This window comes from Myroides profundi, assembly GCF_000833025.1.
GTDB classification, from domain to species: domain Bacteria; phylum Bacteroidota; class Bacteroidia; order Flavobacteriales; family Flavobacteriaceae; genus Flavobacterium; species Flavobacterium profundi_A.
In genome coordinates, this window is sequence record NZ_CP010817.1 from 1647208 (window position 1) to 1663539 (window position 16332).

The 16332-nt window shown below is 33.5% G+C and carries 16 protein-coding genes and 1 pseudogene; 10 read left to right on the plus strand and 7 right to left on the minus strand.

Translation table 11 applies throughout. The annotated features are described in order from the left end of the window. Positions 1–191 precede the first annotated feature (191 nt). Positions 192–1166, plus strand: coding sequence for a 3-oxoacyl-ACP synthase III family protein (locus tag MPR_RS07245; protein ID WP_041890850.1), 975 nt, complete (start codon positions 192–194; stop codon positions 1164–1166). Between the two features lie 84 nt (positions 1167–1250). Here the strand turns inward: MPR_RS07245 and clpB are convergent, their stop codons facing one another. Continuing rightward, a complete protein-coding gene (gene clpB / locus MPR_RS07250) occupies positions 1251–3839 on the minus strand; it encodes an ATP-dependent chaperone ClpB (RefSeq protein WP_041890853.1) in 2589 nt (862 codons plus the stop codon). 163 nt (positions 3840–4002) lie between these two features. Between clpB and ytxJ the strand changes: the two genes are divergently transcribed. The 3 genes and pseudogenes from ytxJ to MPR_RS19030 all read left to right on the plus strand — a co-directional run. Continuing rightward, positions 4003–4341: a bacillithiol system redox-active protein YtxJ gene (ytxJ, locus tag MPR_RS07255; protein ID WP_041890859.1), complete on the plus strand. Its 339-nt coding sequence runs from the start codon at positions 4003–4005 to the stop codon at positions 4339–4341. Between the two features lies 1 nt (position 4342). Continuing rightward, a complete protein-coding gene (locus MPR_RS07260; RefSeq protein WP_235280624.1) occupies positions 4343–5080 on the plus strand; it encodes a DUF7638 domain-containing protein in 738 nt (245 codons plus the stop codon). Between the two features lie 21 nt (positions 5081–5101). After that, positions 5102–5290 (plus strand): annotated as a pseudogene (locus MPR_RS19030) (DUF7639 domain-containing protein); the annotation flags it as partial. Between the two features lie 208 nt (positions 5291–5498). On the opposite strand, the gene MPR_RS07265 reads toward MPR_RS19030, so the two are convergent. Further along, a complete protein-coding gene (locus MPR_RS07265) occupies positions 5499–5939 on the minus strand; it encodes a hypothetical protein (protein WP_041890863.1) in 441 nt (146 codons plus the stop codon). Between the two features lie 282 nt (positions 5940–6221). On the opposite strand from MPR_RS07265, the gene MPR_RS07270 reads away from it, so the two are divergent. Next, positions 6222–6404, plus strand: a complete 183-nt coding sequence (locus MPR_RS07270; protein WP_041890866.1) for a hypothetical protein — start codon at positions 6222–6224, stop codon at positions 6402–6404. Between the two features lie 111 nt (positions 6405–6515). Then, a complete protein-coding gene (locus tag MPR_RS07275) occupies positions 6516–7406 on the plus strand; it encodes a hypothetical protein (protein ID WP_041890869.1) in 891 nt (296 codons plus the stop codon). A gap of 46 nt (positions 7407–7452) precedes the next feature. On the opposite strand, the gene MPR_RS07280 is transcribed toward MPR_RS07275, so the two are convergent. From MPR_RS07280 to MPR_RS07290, 3 genes are all read right to left on the minus strand, one after another. Then, positions 7453–7743: a type II toxin-antitoxin system RelE/ParE family toxin gene (locus MPR_RS07280; protein ID WP_006261015.1), complete on the minus strand. Its 291-nt coding sequence runs from the start codon at positions 7741–7743 to the stop codon at positions 7453–7455. Then, complete coding sequence (locus tag MPR_RS07285; RefSeq protein WP_041890872.1) at positions 7743–7949, minus strand: hypothetical protein; 207 nt, start codon at positions 7947–7949, stop codon at positions 7743–7745. Before MPR_RS07285 ends, MPR_RS07280 begins: the two co-directional genes overlap by 1 nt. A 117-nt stretch (positions 7950–8066) precedes the next feature. Then, positions 8067–8792, minus strand: coding sequence for an SDR family NAD(P)-dependent oxidoreductase (locus MPR_RS07290; RefSeq protein ID WP_041890873.1), 726 nt, complete (start codon positions 8790–8792; stop codon positions 8067–8069). Between the two features lie 273 nt (positions 8793–9065). Between MPR_RS07290 and MPR_RS07295 the strand changes: the two genes are divergently transcribed. Further along, on the plus strand, positions 9066–9998 hold the full coding sequence (locus tag MPR_RS07295; RefSeq protein WP_041890876.1) for a hypothetical protein: 933 nt from the start codon (positions 9066–9068) through the stop codon (positions 9996–9998). A 1189-nt stretch (positions 9999–11187) separates the two neighbouring features. Next, complete coding sequence (locus MPR_RS07300) at positions 11188–11544, plus strand: four helix bundle protein (RefSeq protein WP_041890879.1); 357 nt, start codon at positions 11188–11190, stop codon at positions 11542–11544. Positions 11545–11658: 114 nt separating this feature from the next. Here MPR_RS07300 and MPR_RS07305 read toward each other — a convergent pair whose 3' ends face one another. Together MPR_RS07305 and fahA are read right to left on the minus strand one after the other, a co-directional pair. Next, positions 11659–12330, minus strand: a complete 672-nt coding sequence (locus MPR_RS07305) for an SMI1/KNR4 family protein (protein WP_041890881.1) — start codon at positions 12328–12330, stop codon at positions 11659–11661. Between the two features lie 125 nt (positions 12331–12455). Further along, a complete protein-coding gene (gene fahA, locus MPR_RS07310; RefSeq protein ID WP_041890884.1) occupies positions 12456–13739 on the minus strand; it encodes a fumarylacetoacetase in 1284 nt (427 codons plus the stop codon). A gap of 109 nt (positions 13740–13848) precedes the next feature. On the opposite strand from fahA, the gene glyA reads away from it, so the two are divergent. Then, entirely contained in the window at positions 13849–15123 is a 1275-nt protein-coding gene (glyA, locus tag MPR_RS07315; RefSeq protein ID WP_006259129.1) for a serine hydroxymethyltransferase, read from the plus strand. A gap of 221 nt (positions 15124–15344) precedes the next feature. Then, positions 15345–16298 (plus strand): hypothetical protein, encoded by a 954-nt coding sequence (locus MPR_RS07320; RefSeq protein WP_041895272.1) that lies wholly within the window; start codon positions 15345–15347, stop codon positions 16296–16298. The last annotated feature ends 34 nt before the right edge of the window (positions 16299–16332 follow it).

Consider the following 16332-nt stretch of genomic DNA (forward strand, 5'->3'; position numbering starts at 1 on the left):
TCTTTTATTTGAAAATAAAAGGTAGTGAATAAAGGTGTTTAGAATATGTTTTTTGTATAAAAGGTTGTTTTTGTTAGTATTAGTAGATGTTATAAAGTATGGTTTTTAGTGTTAAAATTCAATAGTTTTAATTTTTTAACTAGTAGGGTTTATAAATTTATGTAATTGAATTACTATTAAAATTTATAATTATGACAATAAAACAGACCTATTTTTATCACCCAACTAGTTATGAAACAAATGAGTGTGTGATAGCTTCTTTTGAGCAAAGAAATATTCCAATGCAAAAAATCCAACAGAGTCTTGGAAGGGAAAAAAGATTTATTCTAGATCGAAATTCTGCAGAAACAACAATTACTATGGCTACTAAAGCCGCAGAAGGAGCATTAAGAGAATGTGGTTTGCATATTGAAGATATTGATGTTATTGCTTTAGTTTCTGCTACACCGGAGCTTTTAGTACCATCAGCTTCTATCAAGTTACATCAAATGTTGAATGCAAAGAAGAAAACTATGTGCTTTGATTTAAATGCCAATTGTATTGGAGCATTTATAGCATTAGATCAGTTGACTAAATATTTGCAATGTACTCCTAGAATGCAGAGAGCATTAATTGTATGTGCAGAGAATCTGTGTCGTATAGTTGATAATAATAATCCAATTACAGCATTTTGTTTTTCTGATTCTGCTTTTGCTTTTATCCTTGATAAAGATGGAGAAAGTAGAGGACTAAAAGATGTAATGTATCATACAGATAGTGATATTGCTGATACAGTGTCTTATCCGCCTGCTGGTTTTTCTCAGTTTAAGAATGAAGATGTATTAGTGTGGGATCGTTCCTTTGATGGAATGGGGAGTGTGGATTTCATAAAGAAAGAACTACTATCATTTTTAGAAAGAAATAAAATGAGTTTAGAAGATATAGATTTGTTTATGTTTTCTCAGTTTTCTTATAAAAATGTACAATTAATCAAAGAGTATTTTAATTTAGGCGATGATAAAGTGCCTTTTTATTCTCATGAATTAGGATATACTGGTTCGTCAAGTCCTTTTTTAGCATTAGATCAATATCAACGAAGAGTAAGGAAGATTAAACAAGGAGAACAGATTTTGTTTTGGACACTAGGCGCTGGTTATGAGGCAGGATTAATGCTTTGGGAATACTAATTAAAAGTATACGCAATAAAAAACACCCTAAGCCATTTTGACTTAGGGTGTTTTTATTTTATAACTAACTAATCAATCCAAATATTATTGTTGGTTTCTGAAGACCAACTCGTTGTTAAACGAATCTAACAAGATCATACTATCTGCTTTCACATTACCAGATAAAATCTCTTTAGACAATCGGTTCAACACTTCTTTTTGTACAACACGTTTTACAGGACGTGCACCGAACTCAGGGTCAAAGCCTTTAGTAGCTAAGAACTCTTTAGCTTCCGCAGTAGCTTCCATATGTATGTTTTGTTGAGCAAGCATCTTGAATACACTTTGTAGTTGTATGTCTACAATCTGTAAGATATTGTTTTTGCTCAATGGAGTAAACATCACTACTTCATCTATACGGTTTAAGAACTCTGGACGCACTTGTTGTTTCAACTCGTTTAATACTTCCACTTTAGCATCTTCAGAAGCCTGTTCTATATTTGTAGCATTCTCAAACTTCTCTTGGATAATATGACTACCCATATTAGAAGTCATGATGATGATTGTGTTTTTAAAGTCAGCCAAACGTCCTTTATTATCTGTTAGACGTCCTTCATCTAATACTTGCAACAAAATGTTGAATGTATCAGGGTGTGCTTTCTCAATTTCATCTAATAACACTACTGAGTAAGGTTTTCTACGAACAGCTTCAGTTAATTGACCACCTTCATCATATCCTACGTATCCTGGAGGCGCTCCTACTAATCTACTTACACTGTGTCTTTCGCCATATTCACTCATATCAATACGAGTCATCGCATTCTCATCGTCAAATAGATATTCAGCTAACGCTTTTGCCAACTCTGTTTTACCAACCCCAGTAGTACCTAAGAATAGGAATGAACCAATTGGTTTTTTAGGGTCTTGTAATCCAGCGCGACTTCTGCGTACAGCATCACTAATCGCTTCAATTGCTTCTTCTTGACCTACCACACGTTTGTGTAATTCATCTTCTAAGTGAAGTAGTTTTTCTCTTTCACTTTGAAGCATTTTAGTAACAGGTACACCAGTCCATTTTGCTACTACTTCAGCGATATCATCACTTGTTACTTCCTCTTTAATTAGCGATTGACCATTTTGGTTCTCGTCTAATTGTTTTTGAGCTTTTTCAAGTTCTTCTTGAGCGTCTTTTATCTTACCATATCTAAGCTCAGCTACTTTTCCATAGTCACCATCACGTTCTGCTTTTTCAGCTTCCAGTTTATAAGTTTCTATTTCTTGTTTGATAGCTTGCACCTTATCTACAACTTCTTTTTCAGATTGCCACTTACTATAGATATCGTTTCTTTCTTCTTTTAGGTTAGCTACTTCTAACCCAAGAGATTTAAGTTTGTCCTCATCGTTCTCACGTTTGATTGCCTCAATCTCGATTTCTAATTGCATAATCTTACGATCAAGTACATCTAGTTCTTCTGGTTTAGAGTTAATCTCCATTCTCAATTTAGACGCAGCTTCATCCATAAGGTCAATAGCTTTGTCTGGTAAGAAACGGTTGGTGATATAACGCTCTGATAAATTAACAGCAGCTATAATCGCCTCATCTTTTATACGTACTTTGTGGTGAGCTTCATATTTCTCTTTTATACCACGTAGGATAGAGATCGCACTTTCTGTATCTGGCTCATCTACCATTACTTTTTGGAAACGACGCTCTAAAGCTTTGTCTTTCTCAAAGTATTTTTGATACTCGTCTAATGTTGTTGCTCCAATAGAACGTAGTTCTCCACGTGCTAATGCAGGTTTTAAGATATTTGCTGCATCCATCGCACCATCACCACCTCCAGCACCTACGAGGGTGTGAATCTCATCAATGAATAAGATGATATTTCCTTCAGCAGAAGTTACTTCTTTAACCACTGATTTTAAACGCTCCTCAAATTCACCTTTGTACTTCGCACCAGCAATCAATGCCCCCATATCTAATGAGAAGATTTGCTTGTCTTTTAGATTTTCAGGTACGTCTTGTTGTACGATACGGTGTGCTAATCCTTCTGCAATAGCTGTTTTACCAACCCCTGGCTCACCGATAAGCATTGGGTTATTTTTAGTACGACGGCTCAAGATTTGTAACACACGTCTGATTTCTTCATCACGACCAATTACAGGATCCAGTTTACCTTCATTAGCTAATTGCGTTAAGTTATTCGCATATTTATTTAATGAGTTGTATGTCTCTTCTGCAGAGGCAGAAGTTACTCTTGCTCCATTTCTAATTTCGTTAATTGCTGCTTCAAGTTGTTTTTCTGTAACACCTTGATCTTTTAAGATCTGAGCTACTTTGCTTTTTGATTTAAAGATCGCTAAGATTAAATGCTCAATAGATACGTACTCATCTTTCATTTTCGTAGCGATAGCCTGAGCTTCAGTGATAGCAGTACCTGCTTCTCTTGATAAGCCCATTTGTCCACCAGCTACTTTAGGAAAATTAGAGATTGTAGCATCTAATACAGATTTAAATGTATCTACATTAATGTTCAATTTCTTTAAGATAAATGGAGTAACGTTTTCGTCTACTTCCATTATCGCTTTAAAGATGTGCTCGTTTTCTATTTGTTGCTGTCCAAGCCCTTGCACGATTACCTGTGCTTGTTGTAGGGCTTCTTGTGATTTTATTGTAAAATTATTTAAGTTCATATACTAAATCGTTTATTTGTTTGGATATATCGTAATAGACAAAAGGTGTTCCAATATTAAAATTAAGACTTTTTGGCAATATTTGAATTATTCTTATTAGTAAAAGATGTCAAAAAGTCATAAATTCGCTTAAGTAACGTAGAACACACTAACATTTTGTCTTATGAAATGGATCAATATAACAGAAAGTAGTCAAGTAAAAGACCTGATTGCTAATTCAAATGATAAAGCAGTAATTATTTTTAAACACAGTCCTCGATGCCATATTAGTAAATTTGCATTAAGAAATTTTGAAGCAAGCTTTACTAATCCTACTGGTGTAGATTGTTATCTAGTAGATGTAGTGAATAATAGACTTCAGTCTATGGAGGTAAAAGAAGAACTAGATGTGCATCACGAGTCACCGCAATTAATCATTGTTTCTAAAGGAAAAGCGGTCTTTAATACTTCACATGAGAGTATAGATGGTGTTGATACTGAGAAATTACTGTTGAGACTATAGGATGAGTAGAACACTAGTTTATAGAACGACAACTTTACAAGGGGTGAAAACACCAGGTATTATCCATAATGGAGGCTACCATTTTACACATTTTGATGTTTATGAAGATGGGAGGATAGCGGATTGGAACTTTGAAGATTTCGAACATTTTATTAAAGATGTACAGAAAGGATGGGTTGTCACTAATATACCTGACGGAGAGGAAATCTCTTGTTTTAATTTAGGTTCTTGGAAAATAGATAAAGGGCAGTGGTATTATACACCTAAGGAGTATCTTGAGTTTATAAAAAGCTTGGTATTAGAGCTTAATCCTAATTGGACAAATATATATACTTATCAAGAGCGAAAAGTCAATGGCGTCACAGTAGGAGAGTCAGGAACAGGAACGTTGTATAAAATTGATACAGTTAATGTAGATCACTTTTTTCCTACTAAAATAAAAGGAGAGAATCGCAGTCTATTTTATGTCTTTGAAGGGAAGTATTATTTAGTGCAATTATTACTTTTTAAAGATAAAACGATCTTAATTCACGGTTGTGGAGAAGAAAAAGTTTTAGACTTTGAACGTTTAAGGGCTTTGATAGATGAAGGTATTGTCTGTAGTACCATTCCTAATGGGGCTAAAGTGATAATAGAAAACCTTGGAGAATTTACAATAGTAGAGGAGTTTTATAGTAATGAGATTGAAGAGATATTCGTAGAATTAGAAGATGACTATAGACAGTTAAATGGAGAGTAATCTTTACTTCAGTTCTGTAGAGAGGCTTTAGAAGCTTATCAAGAGAATCCTACAGATGAATTAAAAGAAGCATTAAAAATAGCTTATGAACGTATCCCTGAACATATGCAGATGTATTTAGGAGATATGGACAGTAAAGATGGAGAGTATATAGACATTATATATGGACCTGAATATTGGGATCAATGGAATACAGATGAGGTAAAATAAAAAAGAGGCTTTCGGCCTCTTTTGTCATAAATACAGGGGGGACTTTATTAACTTAACCCAGATTTCGCATTCGCCCAATACTACGAATAAATTCTACTTTACATCTCTTTCATTTCTTCTAAAACCATACTAGAGTATGCTTTTTTCATAAATTCAGAGCTGTTTTGTATAATTTACTCTCGTTAATAGGTCTCTCGCGTATTCTGGGTTAAATAGAAAGTGTATTGTAGTTGTTTTCATTTAACTGAAACATGTATTTATGCGCATTAGGTGTTCCGATAAAGTACAAAGGCAAGTCTTTCAATGTTACACCGTAAACGTTTAATGCAAATTCACATACTACTAATTTAATACCTGCTTTATTTGCAGCATCTAATTCAGCATGTAGTTCTTTATTGTTTAAGTCTTGTACCATTTGCCCCATGATTACGATTTGGAAATCAGCTTTTGGATTAGCTTGTTTGATTTCACTTCCAGTCATTATAGAAGAGCGTAGGTTTTTTATAGATTGTACTAGAATAGCATATTTATCTCCTTTAGTATCTTGTTCGTAAGCAACAATAGATGTTTCATTGTTTATTGTATTGTAGGCTAATGCTTGAGCACTTACGATAGAACATAAAGCGATGGCTAAAACTAATTTTCTCATTGTTTACTATATTATGGTTTATATATCAGCGAAAGTAGCAGATAGTGTAGACAAGTGAAGTAACAATTGTTACACAAGGATTAAATAATGAAAAGTTATTCTTTCTTTTTTGTCAATTCATGTAATATTCTTGTTAATGAGGTTTTCCAGCAAGAGCCCCCATCTATTGGACACGAATTCCTGAAGAAGTTAATGTCGTCATCTTAAAAGAGAGAGTCTGTAACTTATGTAACAGTAGGTAAGATTATCGTTACCTATCTTTGAAGTACTAAATGATATAAGATGATTATTGCATATTTTAAGAAATGGACAGTGATGAGGTGGATTCGTCTAGGTCTAGGAGTATTACTTTTATTTCAAGCTTTAGATTCAGAATTGTGGATTTTGATGATTCCAGTTTTGTATTTGTTTTTACAAGCTTTCTTTAATTTTGGATGTAAAAATGACTCTTGTACTTGGAGATAAATATTCTTTTTGATATAACTTTTTGATTTTTAATTATTTATTCTCTGTGAGTTATGAGTTGTAGGAAGCAAGAATATTTTTATTTTAGCAAGGTTTTAAAACTCGCAAATTATGAAGAAAAGACTGATGTCTATATTCGTATTTACGGCTATAGTTGGTTTAACTACAGCTTGTAAAGACAAACAAGAAGAATCTTCTACAACAGAAACTCCTATAGAGGAAACAACAACTTCTGTTAATGAAGGAGAAGAGGAACCTGCAGCTATAGTAGATGAGGCTGTAGTAGAAGGAGAGGAAGATTATTATGACCCTACAGTTTATCCAACTTCTTTTAAGTTTAAGCATGATTTAATTATGACAGGTGATTATCATGAGGGAGAAATAGTAGATAACGTAAGTAGTAAGTCTTGGGTAGGATTAGTAAAGGAAACAGATGGTACATATAGTGTACATAAAGTAAATCCTACTACTAAACTAATACATGATGTAGTATTAGATGAGGTAGGAGAAATGACAGGGGTAAAAGTCTCTGCTAAGAGTGTGGGTGAAGTGGTGTTCATGACGAATGAAGGAGTATTAACTCAAGGTAGTAACTTAGAAACAGTTAATTTGCCTAAGACTATCTATCCAGGCGAGAGCAAAGATTTTATATTTAAGGGAAAAACCTATACTCTCTTCGCTAAAGGAGAAAAAGGAGCAGCCTATACTTACCAAAATGAAGAAGGAGAAGAGGTACAAGGGTATGAGATTAAAAAATACAGTTTATTCTTAAAAGTTAAGGGACAAGATAAGGTAATCACTTTATTAGATTTATCAAGTTTAGAAGAAGCTACTCCAACAATTGACTTTGTAGGAGATTTAAATGGAGATGGAAATATTGATTTTCTAATTAATACTACTTATAACTATAATATGAGTAGATATACGTTGTATCTATCAGAAGGTAAATCAGGAGCAGTAACAGTAAAACCTGTTGCGGCTTTAGTGAATTTAGGATGTTAGTAAACAACCAATACAAATAAAAGAGGCTGTCCATGGACAGCCTCTTTTATTTGTATTTAGAATATTCTCTTTTAGTATGTACAATAGCGAGAATGATAATTTTCATTTTATCTTCCTCTACAATATAATGTATGTGATAAGGGAATTGTTTTAACTTATGTAGACGTACATTATTATAGACTATATCATTACTGAAAGGGTATAATATTATGTTCTCTTTTGCTTTTTGTAACTGTTGTATAAATTCTTTTGCAAGTTTGTGTGATATACTTTTGTAGTAATCAAAGGCAAATCTAATATCTTGTTCAACTAAAGAATTGTTTACCAATATATACACTATAGCTCTTTTTCAAATTTATTTAATAATTCTCCAAAGTCCATTAAGTCATCTGGATTGTTATGATAGTGTTCTAATCTAGAATCTATAAAATTTTTATGTTCTTGTGATATAGTATTACTTATGATTTCTGTGCTAATACTTTTATTGCAGAGAGTAACACAAGATCCGTTTTTGTTTTGATTTTCTGTGTGTTTAGTTTTCATAAGTATTGTGATTTTAATATCTGTTACAAAGGTATAAATAAAATACAGGTTTAGATTTTTTTTATTTTATATTTTTAAGACATTCAGTGTGTTATGGCTTTTTTGATATTTGTTTTGCTACATATTTATATCCTTCATCGCAGGCATATTGATTTCTTTTACACAAGATGCTTTAGATGTTGATATAATAAAACGGATGGCTTGTAAGACATCTTGTAGTGGGATAAGTTCTCCGTTAGATTGTTCTATAATGGTCTCTATTGGCTCCGCACATCCATATTCTGTTGCTAAATAACCTAAATTTAGAATCGATACTCCGATTAGGTGTTCTCTTAAATTTTCTCTTAGTGAATGAATAATGCCTCGTAGAGCAAACTTTGTAGCAGAGAAAGTAACTTCTTTTCCATTGTGATTGTCTAATCCCCAAGTAGATCCTATCAAGATAATCTTAGCACTCTCTGATAACTTTAGGTTTTCTATAAAGGCTTGAATCATTAGAATACAAGAAGAGATGTTGGTATTAATCATATTGATGATTTCTTCTTGTGTATTATCATGGAAGCTGTATGTATCTGAGAAGGCATTGTGTTCCCATATCCCTACATTATAGATTAAATAATCAATTTTTTGTTGCCCTATTGTTTCTTTTAAGTCGTTAGTAGCTTGACTAGGATGAGATAAATCTCCTGCTATCCAATGTTTGTTCTGATCGTTTTTATCTAAATAATTAGGTCTAGTGCGAGAGATCCCATAAACGATATCTTGTTCATTAGGAATATATTGAGTGATGGCTTTTCCTAAGCCTTTGCTTACTCCAAATATTAAGTATGTTTTTGCATTCATGATGTATTGCATTTATGTGGTGTAAAAGATGAAGACTATCTTTACTGTTCATCTTGTTTTTAAGAATCAGCAATTTACAAAAAGAAGAGGTATAGTAAACTCATTGGGAAGCTTTTTAAGTGTTTTGACATTAAATAGCAATGAGGTATTATTGTTTTAGTGTGTAAGTGATTGTTATTTAACTGATTATGTGTAGTGTTAAAATAGGGTTTTTATAGTTGGGATATCAGAAGAACATATACTTTTGCACCACCTTAAAAATACGAAATAACGATGAAAAGAAAATCACTAATTGCAGTGATAGTTTTGACAATTGGGTTAGCTATGAACAGTTGTAAAAACAAAAAAGTAGAAGAAGTATCTACTGAGGGTGAGCGGAATATTGGTTACGCTAACCTAAAACCTGAAGAAATAGTCATCAGTAACTTAGGAACAGATGACGATGGTTTTGAACACTATAGTATAGTGTCTGGAACCGAAAATATTAAGGATTATCCAAAACATTTTTCATTTGACAATACGCTTCTTACACCTGGGGCATTTCATGCAGATGAAGTTCCTGAAAGAATAGAGTCAAAAGAATGGCTAGGCTTAATATCGGATAGTACTAATACTTATAAGTTAGTGGCTATGGCGCCTCTGGTATCTAAGATTCTTGCAGATACTAGTGAAGAGGAAGATGAAGTGAGTGGAGTAGCTATTTCTAATAGTGGAAAACAAGCTTGTCTAATGTTTATAGAGAAGAAAAATAGTAGTCTGAAAGAGGCTGTTGTAGAGACGGCAAATATTCCTTCATATATCTATCCTGGTGAGAAAGTACAAATTTCATTTAAAGGTAAGGAATATACTTTATATGCTACGGGTACAAGAAAGCTTAATGGAGTAAGCGAAGAAGACTTCTTAAACTCTGTAGAGCAAGGCTATGAAATGCCTAAGTATTATGTGAAGAATTATACTCTACGTATGGAGATAAAAGATGGAGAACAAGTCAGCGAAATGATGCTATTATCTCAGAAGTACTTTGAAGAAGGACAGGTGCCTAAAGTGATTTTTAGTGGAGATCTTAATGGTGATAATATAATAGATATATTGATCAATACTTCTACGGAGTACAATATCTCTAGACCGACATTGTATCTGTCAGATACAACCAATAATAATGTTTCTATACAGCCTGTAGCGGCGCACGAAAGTATAGGATGTTAATTACGATTTACTTTCAGAGTAAATAATGTACTTTTTTTAAAGCCTCTTAGTGATCATACTAAGGGGCTTTTTTATTTAGGAACCTCAGTTGGACTAAAGAGGTTTTATCCATTAGTGTATCATGGTATTAATATAGAATGACACTCATATTTAGGAATAGAACAAGAACACTTGGCTTGCACTTCTTAGGGGATTGCTAGGAGATTTCTAGGGGTTTTCTAGCCTAGAAGGTAGTTTTGTCGAAGAAAGGTGCAAGAAAGGTGCAAGAAAACCTCAAGCAATCCCCTAGTAGATCAAAATAAAACTATCCTTAATTTGTAAATAAAGACTGATATAAAATCATGGTTGTCTGATAAAAAAATTAAAAAAGAAGTTAGCTTGTAGGTTTATCAGGAAAAATCAAAGGATTCCAATTAGATCATATTTCTCTTTATGATTACATAGCAAAACTACAATCAGAAAAACAAGTTTTTAGAATAGCTTCCACTTTCTTCCATTCTCTTCCATTTTCTTCCATTTTCTTCCAAAAACTTCTCTTTATTTCCAAAAACTTCCACTTTATTCCTATATTGGCGTTGTAATTATTTGATTTACAGTGATAAGTAATATTGTCACTATGCGTTTCTTCGGAACCTCTTCGGAATAATTCAGTGTTTCTTCGGAAGGAAGACTAGTTTTCCGAAGAACTCCAAAAGACTCTCCAATCAACGCCCGAAGAAAACCTTGTTTAATGTTTAGTTTGAGTAGTGCTAATCAGTTTCTTTTGTACAGGTAGTTTTGCAATATACGCAAGAGTTTTAATAGTCTTTGTGGGTTTTAACTACATGAAGCTATTGCATTTCTTAGAAAACACTGAATAAGGTTAAAAGATAAAAGCAAGTCTCTTTGTTTTGACAGCCTTTTTAGACTTAGTATGAAATAAAAAAGTATAAAACTTATTATATAAAATAGATTTCACGCACTTATCTTTAAGTATGGTGATAAAATGCGTTGTTGTGTAGTTGCTTATAGTGTTGTTTTGTTTTTACGTTTTATGTAATTGTAAAAAATTAATAGTAATCGAACTCAGGTTAGGAAAGGAAAGATAGAGGAGTGTATAATCTCTACTTTACGATAACTTAATTATTTCGTAATATTTATGATAGCCTATACCAGCATTATTATAAGTAGTTTCGACTAAAATTTAATTATGAATACACATCGCAACTTAGAGGTTTGGAAGTACAGTGTAGAGTTCGTCTCTACTGTTTATGATATTACAAAAGACTTCCCGAAAGAGGAAATATATGGACTGAGCAGTCAGTTAAGACAGAGTGCTTTAGCTATTCCTTCTAATATAGCTGAGGGGAGTGCTAGAAAAGGGAATAAGGAGTATAAACAGTTTCTATACATAGCTCTAGGAAATTTAGCAGAGTTAGAAACTCAATTGGTGATAGCACATGATCTGAATTATTTAGAGAATATAGCTCAATACGATTCTACTATTACAGAGATTAGAAGTATGCTGTACACTTTAATCAAATCGTTGAAAAAGAAAAAGGAATAAGACATTGACTTACCATGTACAGACTATGGCTAAAAAGATTATTAGTCTATTAAAAAAAGCGTGATACGCACGGGGCGTTTCACGCTTCTTTATTTCAATTATGTATACTGAGTTTTATTCAAATTCAGCTATAGTATTATCTAACCAAAGCTCATACCAGTCTAGAAAAGACAGACTAGCTTCGTTCTCTAGCTCAATACTTGGGTATAATCCGCCATCATTGACTCTGTCGTCTGTCCACATAATTCCTTTTTGGTCACCAGTCACAACAAGGAATAGGGTAATACCACATCCATAGTCACATAAGTTAAGTCTTCCATAATCGTGCTCTTCGCCACCGATTATTTCTAATCTCTCTTCGTATAGTTCCTCTTCTAATTCTTCGTTTCCTTCTTCAGCAGCTTTTTCTATCTTATTATCTATTTCCCCTAGTGCCTCAATAGGGTTCCAAGGTTGAGTATGCGGGAAAGCTTTTTGCAAAAGAGAAGAAGTGTTTTCTCCTGTGATTATCATTAGTTCTTCGTTTACACTAGCTTCCATTAGTGTTTGTAATCCGTAAAACGGACCCACACCACCATTTCCTACTTGTGTAATAAAAGCTACGTAGTCTTTTGGTAAACTGATTTGATGCTCTTTTTCAAATTGTGTTACTTCTTTCTCGCTTAATACAGGGTTTAATATATATTCATGTGTATCAGCACCGAATACTTCCAAGTCTTGGTCTAATTTGTCAAGTTGACTTATTTTTTCTTTGATGCGTTTGATTTGTTCTGTGTACATAGTCATAGTATTGAAGGTTCAAATGTACTTAATAATTAGAAAAGAGTATAGGTTTACTCAAAAAGAAAGCGTGAAATAACAGAGTTACTTCACGCTTTTGTATGTCATTTATATTTGATCAGTATAGTGTTTTAAAACTTGATTGTAGCAGGAAGTAAAGTACTTCTTACTTCACCAAAACCAATTCTTACTTCATCATTTTTACAGTATCCTTTCATTGTTACTGTATCATAGTCGTGTAAGAATGTTCTAGTACTACCATCAGGCATGGTGATAGGTTTACTACCAGCCCAAGTTAACTCTAACATAGAACCGTAGCTATCAGGAGTAGGACCAGATATAGTACCAGAGCCCATTAAGTCTCCTGAGTTTACTTTACATCCATTTACAGTGTGATGAGCTAATTGCTGACTCATTGTCCAGTACATATATTTAAAGTTAGATTCAGCGACTAGTTTATCTTCACTATTCTCTGGTTGTATATAAACTTCTAATTTGATATCAAAAGCTTTATCTCCAGTTTGTTGTAGATAAGGGAGAGGAGTAGGGTCTTGTTTTGGACTTGCTACTCTAAAAGGCTCAAGAGCATCTAAAGTGATGATCCAAGGAGAGATAGAAGATGCAAAGTTCTTAGCTAAGAATGGCCCTAGTGGTACATATTCCCAAGTCTGAACGTCTCTAGCACTCCAGTCATTTAGAAGAACCATACCGAAGATGTACTCTTCAGCATCATCTACAGGTACACTATCTCCCATTAGGTTAGCATCTGTAGTAATAAAAGCAGTTTCTAGTTCAAAGTCTACACGTTGTGACGCTCCGAATATAGGAGTGGTAGCCCCTTTAGGAAGGGTCTGTCCTACAGGACGTTTTACATTTACTCCTGAAGGAACAATAGTAGAACTTCTACCATGGTACCCTATCGGGATATGAAGCCAGTTAGGGAATAAAGCATTATCAGGATCTCTAAACATGGTCCCAACATTGGTAGCGTGCTCTTTACTTGAGTAGAAGTCAGTATAGTCTCCTATATACACAGGTAATTGCATTTCTACATCTTCTATTTTGAAGATGACAACATCTCTATGTTTAGTATTGTTTTTTAGTTCATCGTTGTTTTTGTCAAATATCTCAGCGATTCTATTTCTTACCGCTCGCCATGTTTTTTTGCCGTTAGAGATAAAGTCATTAAGTGTGTCTTGTAAAAAAACATCATCTGTCAGCTCTATACCTTTAAAATATCCAAGCATTTGTAAGGCACTCAAATCAATGGCATAATCTCCGATACGAGTTCCTATAGTTATAATATCATCTTTGGTGATAAAAACACCGAAAGGAATATTCTGAATTGGAAAGTCAGAATCACTCTCTACTGGTAACCATGTTTTCCTCATCGGATCATTTGCACTAATCATCATAATTGTTTTTTTGTTTAAGTTAATAGTATATTCAAATATATAATTAAGACTGAATATAACAAACGTTTTTTGTACATTTGGAATCAAATTAACGAAACACACAAACTAAATGAGAAGAGATTCAGAAATTTTCGACCTGATCGTAGAAGAGCAAGATAGACAAATTCATGGTATTGAATTAATTGCTTCTGAAAACTTTGTAAGTGAAGAAACTATGGAAGCAGCAGGTTCTTGTTTGACTAACAAGTATGCTGAGGGATACCCTAATAAACGTTACTACGGCGGATGTGAAGTAGTAGACGTAGTAGAGCAAATCGCGATAGACCGTGCCAAAGCTTTATTCGGTGCTGAGTATGTTAACGTACAACCTCACTCTGGATCACAAGCTAATACAGCTGTATTCTTTGCATGTCTTAAACCAGGTGACAAAATCTTAGGTTTTGACTTATCTCATGGAGGACACTTAACTCATGGATCACCAGTTAACTTCTCAGGAAAGTTATACAATCCTGTATTCTACGGAGTAGATCAAGAGACAGGATTATTAAATTATGATAAAATACAAGAGGTAGCTACTAAAGAGCAACCTAAATTAATCATCGCTGGAGCATCTGCTTATTCTCGTGATATGGACTTTAAACGTTTCAGAGAGATTGCAGATAGCGTTGGGGCTATTTTAATGGCTGATATTTCACACCCTGCAGGTTTAATCGCTAAAGGATTAATGAATGACCCTGTACCTCATTGTCACATTATCACTACGACTACTCATAAGACTTTAAGAGGACCACGTGGAGGTATGATTATGATGGGGAAAGACTTCCCTAATCCATTCGGATTAACTACTCCTAAAGGAGAAGTACGTATGATGTCTGCTTTATTAGACAGTGCTGTATTCCCTGGGAATCAAGGAGGACCTTTAATGCACATTATCGCTGCTAAAGCTGTTGCTTTTGGTGAGGCATTAACAGATGAGTACTTCCAATATATGATGCAAGTACAAAAAAATGCTAAAGCTATGGCTGCTGCTTTCGTGAAGAGAGGATATAACATTATCTCTGGTGGAACTGATAACCACATGATGCTTATCGACCTAAGAAATAAGAATATCTCTGGTAAAGAAGCTGAACAAGCATTAGTGAAAGCTGAAATCACAGTAAACAAAAATATGGTACCTTTCGATGACAAATCTCCATTTGTAACTTCTGGTATCCGTATTGGTACTCCAGCTATTACTACAAGAGGTTTAGTAGAAGCTGATATGGAAACTATCGTAGACCTTATCGATAGAGTATTGATGAATCATACTGATGAGGCTGTTTTAGAGGAAGTAGCAGACGAAGTAAATGAAATGATGGAAGAAAGACCAATGTTCGTTTGGTAATCCATTAAAAAATATAATTATAACTGAAAGGGACTCAGAGACGAGTCCCTTTTTTTGTTTAATAAATAGTTGTACTAAGAGGAGATAATGTATATTAGTAAGCATTCTTGTCATTCCTAAGAGCCTTATTGATAAGAGAAGGTTAAAAAGAGTAGTGTAAAGTCTTTGATAGAAAGAATATGAAAAAGTTTATCATTTTAAGTTTAGTAAATCTTGTTTTTATGAGTACTGTTTTTGGTCAGAAAGTCAGAGACTTTGTTGTTTCTGATTCACTTGTATACGTCTTAAAGGGACAGAATAAAGTATCAGTGTATAATAAAGCTAATTTAAAACTAGTAGAGGAAATCCAAGTTGCAGGATATACACAATTAAATAATATTAGTTTAAAAGAGGATGAGTTAATTGCAGTTGCTAATAATAAGAATCTTCTCCTTTACCAAAATAAGGAGTGGAAGATTATCTACACTAGTCTTAATAAGGTGAATGGAGTACAATATACTAGTAAAGGTGCTGGCTATTTATTCACTGATAAAGGAATAGAAGATGTCTCTACATCTAAAATATACAATCAACAAAAAATTATGAATACTCAAATAAGAATGAAAGAAGGCATGTCTGTTCCTTCAACTTATTTTATAGATAGGAGTGATGTTATTTGGGGAGGTTTTAATTATGGAGAATGGGGTGGAGATATTATTGCTTTTGATACAGAAAATAAGAGTTTTATTGATTTAAATATGAATGAGGTTAAAATGGAGCTATTACCAGTAGTGAATTTCTTTGAAGATAGAGAACAGGTATATTTTACTTCAGGGCTAGAGCATCTGATGTACAGTGGTAGTCTTATTCAGTTTAAAGATTATACAGCAAAAGAAATCTTAGAAGTATATAGTAAGTCTGTTTTCGAGGACAATGGAGATGATATTGAATTATTAGGTGCAGGAGATTATTGTCATACGGAGGAGGCTATTTATCTTTCTGCTGGTAAAAATCTCTTAAAAGGACAATTAAGTGTTGATCTTAGTAAAATAGAGAATTGGCAAGTACTATTACCTAAATCTTCTAAACAAGAAAATGAGATGGTAATACGTCTAAAAGTATTAGCGAAGAATAAAGTGATTTACCTAACAGAGAAAGGAACTTTGACTTATTATAACGATGGAGTTATTCTTTAAATTCCGTAATAACCAACGAGGCTATAAGTCTCGT

Coding starts and splice junctions, on each gene's coding strand:
- clpB (WP_041890853.1), bottom strand. CDS start 3,839: ATGAACTTAAATAATTTTACAATAAAATCACAAGAAGCCCTACAACAA.
- ytxJ (WP_041890859.1), top strand. CDS start 4,003: ATGAAATGGATCAATATAACAGAAAGTAGTCAAGTAAAAGACCTGATT.
- fahA (WP_041890884.1), bottom strand. CDS start 13,739: ATGATGATTAGTGCAAATGATCCGATGAGGAAAACATGGTTACCAGTA.
- MPR_RS07285 (WP_041890872.1), bottom strand. CDS start 7,949: ATGAAAACTAAACACACAGAAAATCAAAACAAAAACGGATCTTGTGTT.
- MPR_RS07320 (WP_041895272.1), top strand. CDS start 15,345: ATGAGTACTGTTTTTGGTCAGAAAGTCAGAGACTTTGTTGTTTCTGAT.
- MPR_RS07270 (WP_041890866.1), top strand. CDS start 6,222: ATGATTATTGCATATTTTAAGAAATGGACAGTGATGAGGTGGATTCGT.
- MPR_RS07300 (WP_041890879.1), top strand. CDS start 11,188: ATGAATACACATCGCAACTTAGAGGTTTGGAAGTACAGTGTAGAGTTC.
- MPR_RS07265 (WP_041890863.1), bottom strand. CDS start 5,939: ATGAGAAAATTAGTTTTAGCCATCGCTTTATGTTCTATCGTAAGTGCT.
- MPR_RS07245 (WP_041890850.1), top strand. CDS start 192: ATGACAATAAAACAGACCTATTTTTATCACCCAACTAGTTATGAAACA.
- MPR_RS07295 (WP_041890876.1), top strand. CDS start 9,066: ATGAAAAGAAAATCACTAATTGCAGTGATAGTTTTGACAATTGGGTTA.
- glyA (WP_006259129.1), top strand. CDS start 13,849: ATGAGAAGAGATTCAGAAATTTTCGACCTGATCGTAGAAGAGCAAGAT.
- MPR_RS07275 (WP_041890869.1), top strand. CDS start 6,516: ATGAAGAAAAGACTGATGTCTATATTCGTATTTACGGCTATAGTTGGT.
- MPR_RS07290 (WP_041890873.1), bottom strand. CDS start 8,792: ATGAATGCAAAAACATACTTAATATTTGGAGTAAGCAAAGGCTTAGGA.
- MPR_RS07260 (WP_235280624.1), top strand. CDS start 4,343: ATGAGTAGAACACTAGTTTATAGAACGACAACTTTACAAGGGGTGAAA.
- MPR_RS07305 (WP_041890881.1), bottom strand. CDS start 12,330: ATGACTATGTACACAGAACAAATCAAACGCATCAAAGAAAAAATAAGT.